This window comes from Bacteroidia bacterium, assembly GCA_019695265.1.
In the GTDB taxonomy this organism is placed as follows: Bacteria; Bacteroidota; Bacteroidia; order JAIBAJ01; family JAIBAJ01; genus JAIBAJ01.
Map to the genome: position 1 here is coordinate 1 of JAIBAJ010000127.1, position 9,469 is coordinate 9,469.

General features: G+C 38.7%; 9 protein-coding genes and 1 other RNA gene. 2 read left to right on the forward strand and 8 right to left on the reverse strand.

All coding sequences use genetic code 11. The features are described 5' to 3' along the window. Positions 1 to 503: 503 nt before the first annotated feature. The 8 genes from rnpB to K1X82_13715 form a co-directional block, all read right to left on the reverse strand. Positions 504 to 871: RNase P RNA component class A (rnpB, locus tag K1X82_13680), an RNA gene on the reverse strand. 21 nt (positions 872 to 892) lie between these two features. Continuing rightward, positions 893 to 1,951, reverse strand: coding sequence for a M48 family metallopeptidase (locus tag K1X82_13685; protein ID MBX7183156.1), 1,059 nt, complete (start codon positions 1,949 to 1,951; stop codon positions 893 to 895). Further along, positions 1,951 to 2,598, reverse strand: a complete 648-nt coding sequence (nth, locus tag K1X82_13690; GenBank protein MBX7183157.1) for an endonuclease III — start codon at positions 2,596 to 2,598, stop codon at positions 1,951 to 1,953. The genes K1X82_13685 and nth overlap by 1 nt, the downstream gene beginning before the upstream one ends. A gap of 1 nt (position 2,599) precedes the next feature. Beyond that, on the reverse strand, positions 2,600 to 2,974 hold the full coding sequence (locus K1X82_13695) for a DUF1987 domain-containing protein (protein MBX7183158.1): 375 nt from the start codon (positions 2,972 to 2,974) through the stop codon (positions 2,600 to 2,602). Positions 2,975 to 3,029: 55 nt separating this feature from the next. After that, positions 3,030 to 3,209 (reverse strand): hypothetical protein, encoded by a 180-nt coding sequence (locus K1X82_13700; GenBank protein MBX7183159.1) that lies wholly within the window; start codon positions 3,207 to 3,209, stop codon positions 3,030 to 3,032. 50 nt (positions 3,210 to 3,259) lie between these two features. Continuing rightward, on the reverse strand, positions 3,260 to 4,750 hold the full coding sequence (locus K1X82_13705) for a GH3 auxin-responsive promoter family protein (protein MBX7183160.1): 1,491 nt from the start codon (positions 4,748 to 4,750) through the stop codon (positions 3,260 to 3,262). 1 nt (position 4,751) lies between these two features. Then, complete coding sequence (locus tag K1X82_13710) at positions 4,752 to 5,936, reverse strand: GlmU family protein (protein ID MBX7183161.1); 1,185 nt, start codon at positions 5,934 to 5,936, stop codon at positions 4,752 to 4,754. 53 nt (positions 5,937 to 5,989) lie between these two features. Further along, on the reverse strand, positions 5,990 to 7,249 hold the full coding sequence (locus K1X82_13715) for a 3-deoxy-D-manno-octulosonic acid transferase (GenBank protein ID MBX7183162.1): 1,260 nt from the start codon (positions 7,247 to 7,249) through the stop codon (positions 5,990 to 5,992). Between the two features lie 456 nt (positions 7,250 to 7,705). Here K1X82_13715 and K1X82_13720 point away from each other — a divergent pair, with 456 nt between their 5' ends. After that, the gene (locus K1X82_13720) at positions 7,706 to 9,115 is read left to right on the forward strand and encodes a hypothetical protein (protein MBX7183163.1); all 1,410 of its coding nucleotides are present in this window, start codon (positions 7,706 to 7,708) and stop codon (positions 9,113 to 9,115) included. 166 nt (positions 9,116 to 9,281) lie between these two features. Then, a partial coding sequence (locus K1X82_13725) for a GH3 auxin-responsive promoter family protein (GenBank protein ID MBX7183164.1) occupies positions 9,282 to 9,469 on the forward strand: 188 nt, incomplete at its 3' end.

Here is a 9,469-nt window from a genome sequence, read left to right on the forward strand (position 1 = left end):
AACTAATTGATAACACCTTCCAAAATTTATTCACTAAACGAATTCAATTATTTTATGTAAGATTCTAATCGTAATCTTAACGAATTCGTTGATTTTATATTTCTTTAGTATGCGGGCCCCCTCCGCCCAACCAATGTAGTATTAAACCCCAAACAACCTGCATGGGCGTTCGGGTCACGCTATCGGCTGTAGTCCTCGTCCCACTAGGCTAAAGCCATAGTGGTCCTGTGGGCTACTTGCCTCTATCGTTGCCCGATGCGCAACCTCCCAGGGTAATTTCTTTCCCAACATGTCATGGTATCTTTCAGGCTTGGGCAACGAATTCATGGTATTATAAGTATAATCATAGCAACCAGTATAGGCAAACAAGCGCTTAAATAATTGAAAATGAATAGTTTGAATGTTTATTTGCAGACCCTAAATAGTTTGGTCCATTTTCAAATTACATTGATTTAATAGAATGTACTTCGCAGGAGGTGATAATTTAATACCTGTTTCAGTAAAAAAGCAGTTCGCCTGTAAGCCGGGTTCTGTCGTGGCCTGTCATTTATCTCGACCAAGATTCACATCTTGGCTCTAGCTGCCTACCCGCTTAGGTATGACCGAAGTCATTGGAACGGGCCGCTCCAAGCCCTAAGCTTATTTGGCATTTCAACCCGTAAGGTTTACCCGGCCTTCAACATCACTGTTGAAGCGGTGGGCTCTTACCCCGCCATTTCACCCTTACCTTGCAAGCAAGGCGGTTTTTTTTCTGTGGTACTATCTGTCTCCAAAGCATTACACCTTAGAGCCTTCCTGTTAGGAAGTACGGTGCCCTTTGTTGCCCGGACTTTCCTCCCTTTTTTCAAAGAGCGACAAGCCGGCGAACTGCTGGTCAAAGGTAGGCAAAGGATTAGAATTTAATTCGATTCCAACAAGCCTCCATGACAGAATCCTTCTTTGCCTGTATTGGATGTTGTTTAATATATTCCTGTAAAGTTGAAATTCGGGAATCGGGTAGGGGATGAGTGCTGGCAAATTCAGGAATAGTACCCCCGTTTGATAGTTCTTCTTGCTTTAAGGTTTGCATTAAACCAAGCATTCCCTTGGGGTCAATATTTTTTCGGTACAAAAGTTCCAAGCCCTTTAAATCTGCTTCTGTTTCTAGATCGCGACTGTAGGATAAACTTTTGATTTGATCAGCATTTTGAGCTAAAATTGCCACAACACCATTTATGTCACCAATAATCGCAGAAAAGAAAAGATAATTAGCCAGGGTAGTACATAAGGTTCGGCTAGTATGGTGATATTGTACATGGGAGCTTTCATGGGCAAGCAATCCGGCCAGCTCTTCATGGTTTTTCATCTTCTTTAATAAGCCATCATAAACAACAATATAACCACCTGGCATTGCAAAGGCATTTACCACATCTTCTTTTACCACCACCACATGATAACTATACTCGGATTGTTCTTGCAGTTGTTTATAGAATTCTTGAATGGCCTGGCTGCGATCCTTATCTATAGCCCATTGTCCTTTCATTTGATCAAACATGTTTTTACCCAGTTCCTTTTCCACTGAAACCGGTAAATGATTTCCTATCCAGTTACCAATTGCCGGAATTCCCCACCAATAAAAGGCTATGCCAGCCAAAAGGATTCCTGAAATTACTAAACTAATTTTGCCAAATGGTGCAGGCCCAAATTGAGGCTTTGCATTCGGATTTAATCCTGATTTGGGGTGGTATTTAATCAATTGATCCTTGAAACCGGGTTGTGTGCATTCAATCCACATTCCGTCTTCATGGTGTATGGTGATTTTATCAGCTTTTTCGTTAGATCGCAATTGATTGGTTTTCCAAATAAACTGACTGTAATCTGTTTTTAATTCCAAATGATACAGGGTAATTCCAATTTCCACCGGAAGTGATTCACCGCCTTGGGTGAATAAGGTGCCATAGAAAATTTGCATTACTTTTTGGCTAGGTTTTTTTCGAAATATTGACAGCAATCCTGTAAAGGACAATTCATGCAGTTTGGATTTCGAGCTGTACATACATAACGTCCATGTAAGATTAGCCAATGATGTGAAATAGCAACCAAACTTTCCGGAATATATTCTAAAAGTTGTTTTTCAGTTTGTAGCGGATTTTTGGCTCCTTTGCTTAATCCTATTCGTGCCGAAACCCTAAATACGTGAGTGTCAACAGCAAGGGTAGGTTGATCAAAAACCACTGATGCAATTACATTGGCTGTTTTTCTTCCAACTCCGGGTAATTTAACCAAGGTTTCTACATCGGAAGGAATGGTATTATTAAAGTCCTTTACCAGCATTTGGGCCATTTGAACCAAATGTTTGGCTTTGTTATTGGGGTAGCTGATGCTTCGAATCAAATCAAATACCTCGGAAACTTCGGCTTTCGACAAGCTATCAGCATCCGGAAATCGTTCGAATAATTTGGGGGTAGTCAGGTTTACGCGTTTATCGGTGCATTGGGCTGAAAGTACCACCGCTACCAACAATTCGAATGGATTTGTATAAATAAGTTCAGTTTCTGCCTGGGGTTGGTGTTGTTGGAAAAAGGCCAGCACCTTGGCAAACCGTTCTTTCCTAGTCATGCTAACTGGATTTGTACTTAAAAATAATCCCGGAATACCTGGATAATTCTTGTCCTAATTCCAAACTGTCCTCATCGTTTTTATCGTGTTGCCAAACCAAGCTGAAATTGTTACCTGGTTTATCCATTTTTTTAAGAAGTTTTAGAATGTCCTTCAGCCAGTTGATGGTTGAAGAATTGCAATAGCTTAAAGCGATGGTAACGGTTGTTTCAGGAGCTTGATGTTCCATGTAAAAACGCAACCAATCAAAAATGGGAATGTAGAATTCACTAGGGTTGAAAGGAACCGACTTCCCCGAAATAAGCATTTGACCGCTTTGAGGGTCAAAATCTACCAATGGGGTATATTCTGTTGGGGTTCGTGTAAATTTCTCCATGGGGGAATTGGACAAAGATAAAAAAAATGGTATACAAGGCAAGGTTATTAAAATTTTACCCTCTTGCTTTTTTCATATCCATGTACATTCCTTCAAATCGGCTCCGGATGTTATCAAGGAAGGTTTCATCAAACAGAGCCTCAATTGATTCCATGCTGCCAAGGCCTTCCTTCAAAAACTTATAAGTTTGTTCCATAGGACCTGCTTCGAATTTAATTACGAATTTTTCATTCATTTCAAAAACTGAAATTGAAAATTCCGGGTGTGGGATTCTTCCTACAATTCTCATGGTTGTATCAGTTTGTCGGCAATTTTTCTATCATTGGCCAATCGTGGAATTTTGTTTTGCCCACCTAATTTGCCTTCACTTTTCATAAAATTAATAAAGGCTTCATGGCTTACAGGGGTGATGATAAGGGGTTTCAGCACATGGCCTTGGATAAGGTCTTTGTAATACGAGTTTTTATCTTGTAAACTTTCATCTAAAACCTGGGTAAAGAGATCCAAATTGGATGGCTTTGAACTAAATTCTACCATCCATTCATGGTAAGGAAGTCCTTCGGTTGGGTTTACCATGGGAGCCACATGAAATTCCGTTACTTCTCCTCCACATTTAGATATCGCCACCTGCAAAGCAGCCTCTACTTCTTCGGCAATTACATGTTCTCCAAATGCAGAGGTGTAATGCTTTATCCGTCCTGCCACTATCAACTTATATGGTTTCACAGAGGTGAATTTTACCATGTCGCCAATGCTGTAAGCCCATAAACCTGCGTTGCTGCTGATAACTAAAGCATAATTAACTCCGGTTTTTACCTGGGAGAGGTTTAACCTGGTAGGGTTGTCATTAAAATATTCATCAGCAGGAATAAATTCGAAAAAAATTCCCGAATTGGCCATTAATAACAAACCTTTATCATCCTGTTGGTTTTGGTAAGCAAAAAAACCTTCAGAGGCAGGAAACAATTCGATACTATCGACCTTTCCTCCAATGTATCGTTCAAATTTATTTCGGTAGGGTTCATAATTTACGCCTCCGTAAATGAACAAAGAAAAGTTGGGGAAAATCTCTTGGATGGTTTTGCCACCACTAACTTGTTTCAGCTTTTCAAAATACATTTGAACCCAACTAGGAATTCCACTAATTAAGGACATATCTTCCTGAATAGTTTCTTTTACAATCTGGTCTACCTTGGTTTCCCAATCTTCAATGCAATTGGTCTCATAACTGGGCATTTGATTACTTCTCAGAATAGCAGGAACATGGTGATTAACAATTCCGGATAATCTGCCCATATGAATTCCGGCTTTTTTTTCCAAAACCGGACTTCCACTCAGAAATATCAGTTTATGATCGAGAAATTGGCTTTTTCCTGTTTCTGCGATATAGTCCATCAAGGCATCCCGGGTAGAATTGATGTGGTTGGGGATGCTTTCTTTGGTAATTGGAATGTATTTAGAACCACTGGTTGTTCCGGAAGTTTTTGCCAAATACAATGGTTTCCCGGGCCAAAGGATGTTTTGCCTACCTTGTAATATTAATTCGATGTATTCCGTAATTCCTTCATATTCTCTTACCGGTACATTCCTTTTAAAGTCCTCGTAGGTTCGAATACGTTCAAATTGATGTCTGCGTCCAAATTCAGTGGCCTTAGCACTTTCAATCAGGTAATTGAAAATCTGTTCCTGGGCTGCCTCGGCATGCATCATCCAGGATTGGGTCTTATTATGCAAGTAATAAGCCAAGGGTTTGCTAAGAACCGAGCGTATTCCCATTCTATTTACGTAAATGTTGGGTTTGCTCAAATACTGATTTTAGTATGGCTTTATCAGTTTCTGTGAGGTCAATTTTACGACGAGCCATCATGGTTTCGGCAGTTTCGTAAGCCTTGTTTAAACTATGTTCCACCATTCCTTGAGCACCTCCCCATGAAAAGTCGGGTATGAAATTCCTGGGAAATCCTGCCCCAAAAACATTAGCTGCCACACCAACCACGGTGCCGGTGTTAAACATGGTATTAATTCCACATTTAGCATGGTCACCCATTATTAATCCGCAAAATTGTAATCCGGTATCGGCAAATTTACCATCCACATAGTTCCATAATTTTACCGGTGCATAGTTGTTTTTTAAATTGGAATTGTTGCTGTCTGCTCCAATATTCACCCACTCTCCAATGACACTATTCCCCAAAAATCCATCATGGCCTTTGTTGGAGTATGCATAAAATACACTGTTGCTAATTTCGCCACCAACCTTACAATGTGGTCCAACTGTGGTAGGTCCATAAATTTTAGCTGCCATTTTTACCTCTGAATGCTCGCATAATGCAAATGGTCCGCGAATAATGGCTCCTTCAGAAACCCGACTTTCCTTGCCTATGTAAATTTTCCCAAACTTTCCATTCAAAATAGCACATTCAACCTCTGCACCTTCTTCAATAAATACGTTTTCAGGCGCAAGAACGGTCGAATTGTCGGGCACCTTGGCTGATTTTCTTCCCTTGGTTAAAAATTGATAATCTAAATCAAGTTCAGCACCATTTAAGGCAAAAATGTCCCAGAGATGATTAATTTTATTAAAACCTGTTTTGGCTTCCTTCAATTTAAAACTATCAAAGTTGCCGTCAATAATTTCACCAAGCCCTTTTTCATTCAGTAACAGCGCAATAATCTCACCGCTTTTTGTCAATCCCTGATTGGTTTCAAGTGCTGAAATTTCGTCTAGCAAGGATTTGGAAAAGCAAACACTTCCATTAATTAATAGGTTGTTTTTGCCTTTCTGAAGTGGGTATTTTTCTGCTAAATAGTCCTGGGTAATGGTGGAGGATGGCAATTCCAATTGCTTTTCCCATTTTTCGCGAATGGTTAAAATACCTATGCGTAAGTCGCAAACCGGACGAGTGTAAGTGAGGGGCAACAAGTGGTTGCGCCTGGGGCCATCAAAAAATAATAAGTTCATTTCGAATTATTCTGTACAAAGGTGTGATTTTTCACGGATTTAAACCACTGATTTTAGTCTTGGTTGCGTTCTAATCGGGCTTCAAGCATTTTATCCAATTCTGCAACTATTAAGGCTGTGGCTCCTGTATGTTCTTCTACATAGTTTCGGGCCTTATTTCCCAATTCTTCTCGCTTTTCAGGATCAGAAAGTACTTTGATGATTTTAGGGAAGTCGTCTTTGCTCATCATCGGAAAGGCAGTTTTTATATCTACTAATCCCTTGGCTTCTTTAAATTTTTGATAATGAGGGCCTATCACAATGGGTTTCCCCCAAACTGCAGGCTCTAAAACATTGTGTATGCCTTTGCCAAATCCTCCGCCAACATAGGCGATATCAGCGTATTTGTAAATTTTTGACAATTTTCCTACCGTATCAATTACTAAAAATTTAGCGTTTGGATGACTGGTCGCATCCATGGTGGAATGCAAAACAGCAGTTTCTTTACAACGATCTAAAAGTGCTGAAATATGGGCAGGTTTGATTTCATGGGGTACAATAATTACCTTCCAATCGTCCTTGTCCATAAAAAAGTTAACAATCATTTCTTCATCAACCTCCCAGGTACTTCCTGCAATAAAACAAGGTTTATCGCCAATAAAGGTTTGTATTTCTTCAAACTTTACCGGTTGAGAGGCCAATTCCCAAACCCTATCAAAACGAGTATCCCCTGCTATCGTAACCCGATTTATTCCTATGCTCTCCAACAACTGCTTGGATTGAATGTCCTGAACAAAATAATGGCTTACACAACGCAATACATTTTTGAAAAACTGACCAAAGTCCCAAAAGTAAACCTGGTTTTGACGAAAAATGGCAGAAATGGAAATGGTAGGAATGTTTCTTTGTTTTAAACCAATTAGGAAATTTGGCCAAAATTCATACTTTACAAAGATTGCTAACTCAGGTTTTACCAGGTCTAAGAAACGATTTACATTGCCGGCCGTATCCAATGGTAAATACGATACAATATCGGCATGTTTATAATTCTTTCTTACCTCATATCCAGATGGAGAATAAAATGTCAGTAATATTTTAACTTCCGGATGGCGTTGTCTGAAATATTCTAAAACAGGACGACCTTGTTCAAATTCTCCCAAAGAGGCACAATGAAACCAAACATATCGCTCATCTCTTAACAATAAACTCTCCAGGTTGGCAAATAAGCCCCCCCTGCCACTTTTTAATTTCCTTGCCTTAATGTTAAAACTGGCCGCAGTCCATAAAATGGCTCCATATAGTTGAATGAGGATGCGATAGAGGCGTATTGACATGTTCAGACCGCAAAGCTATGGTTTTGTTGAACCTAAATGAAATAATACCTATGTTATTTGAGAAATAGTCCAAAACTATGGTGAAAATTACAGTGTTTATTGCCGATGCAAAAGCTGTTTGGTCCTATTTGGGCTTAGCCTATTTGGATAATAACAGATTATAAATCCTTACCATGGTACGAATTACCATGAGAACCGCAATTGCCGGGGGATTTTCCGGAAGAGATATTCATATTCGTTATTAAAGTATCCATAAGCTTGACAGAGAATTAAATTTGCCCAACAAAATTATAAATTACCTATTGGAGTTTGGTTCTTCTGCATCTACAATTTTCTTTAAAACCGGACTTTTACCTTTCAATTGAAAAAGCGTTTTTTTATGGCCTTTCTTTTTTTTCTTCTCTACAAAACCATCTATTCTTAATTGTTTGAAAGGTATAGTTCTATTTTTGTTCCATGAAAACTGATAAAACTTTCGAAGCCAAAACCCAGGGATTATTAAATTCCTTGAGTGTTCGCGAAAGAAAAAGGTTTTCCCAGCACCTAGAATCCAAATCCGATTCAAAGCAAAATCTGCTTAAACTTTTTCGGTGTTTGGAAGAAGATAATAATCGTTCTAAAGAATTTCTTTTTAATCATCTTTTTCCAAATCAAACTTATCAGGATAAGCCAATCCGTTACTTGCTTTCTGACTTGAATGCCGAGTTGGAACATTTTCTATTGGTTTGTCATTTGGAGAATAATCCCATTCTTTCCAATGTATTGTTGATGCAGGAACTCATTAACCGTGGCGTCGAGAAGGCTTTTAATGGGTTAGTAGCCAAACAGGAATTATTGCTTCTGGATGAGAAAATACCCAAAGATTCCAACTATTTCCTTTATCAGTTCCTTACCGAAGAAGGTTTACTCCTCGCTGCAGGAAAAAACTTTAAACGCCACAATGAAAGCAATATCGATACGGTAGTAGATAGACTGGATAAATTTTATTTGGCACGAAAACTCCAGCTTTGTTGCGAAATAGTTAATGTGCAAAATGTTTTAGGTGCAAACTACAAAGTGTTCCTGCTGGATGAAATGGTGAATTACCTCAGTCATCATCCCATGGAAGACGTTCCTGCCGTTAATATTTATTTTAAAATTCTGAAAACGCTGACTGAAAGCGATAAAGAAGCCCATTTTCATGATTTACGAAAATTACTAATCGATCATGAAACTTTGTTTAGCCAGGTGGAACTCCGAGATATGTATCAATATGCGTTGAACTACTGTATTAAGAAAATTAACCTGGGTAATGTAAATTATCAGCGTGAGTTATTCGAATTGTATCAAAAAACCCTGGAAAATAGAGTGTTGCTTACCAATGGTCGAATTTCTCAATGGGATTATAAAAACATTGTAACTCTTTGTATGCGTCTAAAGGAATTGGATTGGGCTCAGACCTTTATTCATAAATTTAAGGAATTCCTGGTGGAAGAAGAAAGAGAAAATGCCTTTAAATACAATTTGGCCTACCTGGCATTTATGAGAAAAGACTATTCTAAAACCTTATCCTTGCTTCAAAAGGTTGATTTTACCGATGTGTTTTATCAGTTGGATACCAAAGCAATTGTGCTCAAAACCTATTTTGAAATGGGTGATGAACTAGCCCTCGACTACCATATCAAGGCCTTTCGAATATTCTTAAAGCGTAACCGAAAAATTTCCGATTACCAACGACTAATCTACTCTAACCTGATTTATTACACCAAAAAAATTCACCAAAATTCCTATAGTCTCAAAAAACTGAACGAAATCAAACTTTTGCTGGAATCAAAAAGACAAACCGCTGATATTCAATGGCTTTTGGAGAAAATCGAGGAATCCTAAGGTTGTCGCCCAATCTTATTCCTGTTAAACCCAAATCTGTAATAGATTTCAAATGCAGAAATTGGGTTAAATAATGGCCTTAACTTTCACTAGGCTTCATCTTTCAATTACCATATAGCAGATTTCTTAATATCTATCCGTAATACTTCTTCATTACCTTCGCAGCATGGCCTTGATTAATTCCCTCATGTCCTGGATTATGAAAAACAGAATCCATCAAATGGAACTGTTTATTCGTTATCCGCACGATGTTCAGGCTGAATGGCTTTCACGTTTACTAAACGAAGCCCAACACACCGAATGGGGCAAAAAGTTTGACTATAAATCAATCGAAACCAAGGAGGTTTTTAAACA

What these genes read in the sequence shown, in the direction of transcription:
- K1X82_13685 (MBX7183156.1), bottom strand. Translation starts at nt 1,951, where the DNA reads ATGCAAATTTTCTATGGCACCTTATTCACCCAAGGCGGTGAATCACTT.
- nth (MBX7183157.1), bottom strand. Translation starts at nt 2,598, where the DNA reads ATGACTAGGAAAGAACGGTTTGCCAAGGTGCTGGCCTTTTTCCAACAA.
- K1X82_13695 (MBX7183158.1), bottom strand. Translation starts at nt 2,974, where the DNA reads ATGGAGAAATTTACACGAACCCCAACAGAATATACCCCATTGGTAGAT.
- K1X82_13700 (MBX7183159.1), bottom strand. Translation starts at nt 3,209, where the DNA reads ATGAATGAAAAATTCGTAATTAAATTCGAAGCAGGTCCTATGGAACAA.
- K1X82_13705 (MBX7183160.1), bottom strand. Translation starts at nt 4,750, where the DNA reads ATGGGAATACGCTCGGTTCTTAGCAAACCCTTGGCTTATTACTTGCAT.
- K1X82_13710 (MBX7183161.1), bottom strand. Translation starts at nt 5,936, where the DNA reads ATGAACTTATTATTTTTTGATGGCCCCAGGCGCAACCACTTGTTGCCC.
- K1X82_13715 (MBX7183162.1), bottom strand. Translation starts at nt 7,249, where the DNA reads ATGTCAATACGCCTCTATCGCATCCTCATTCAACTATATGGAGCCATT.
- K1X82_13720 (MBX7183163.1), top strand. Translation starts at nt 7,706, where the DNA reads ATGAAAACTGATAAAACTTTCGAAGCCAAAACCCAGGGATTATTAAAT.